The following is a 253-nucleotide window of genomic DNA, read 5'->3' as shown; positions in this document are numbered from 1 at the left end:
CCTTGAGCGCCAATTCATCGATGGGGGCGTCGCTTCGCGATAGGCTGTCGTCACGCATGGCTAGATCCTGCTCCAACCGGTCAGTTTCCGCTTGGCGAGACCCTGTCTTATGTCGCTGTGCGCACGGAAGACATGCTTTTCCACCGCCGATTGCCGCATGTCTAGGTCGGTGGCGATAACCGCGGGTGGATGATCGTCCAGTCGACGGCGGAGGAAGATTTCCCGTCTGAGCGGCGGCATGTTCTTCAGGATG

Annotated in this window: 1 protein-coding gene; it reads right to left on the bottom strand. The window is 59.7% G+C overall.

Annotation, left to right across the window (positions count from 1 at the left end; translation table 11 throughout):
- Positions 1 to 60: 60 nt before the first annotated feature.
- On the bottom strand, positions 61 to 253 hold a 193-nt coding region (locus CVH10_RS22530), incomplete at its 5' end, for a sigma factor-like helix-turn-helix DNA-binding protein (protein ID WP_181244698.1).

Source organism: Halomonas sp. ND22Bw, from assembly GCF_003011945.1.
GTDB lineage: Bacteria > Pseudomonadota > Gammaproteobacteria > Pseudomonadales > Halomonadaceae > Halomonas > Halomonas halophila.
This window is presented reverse-complemented; position numbering and strand designations above follow the sequence as displayed.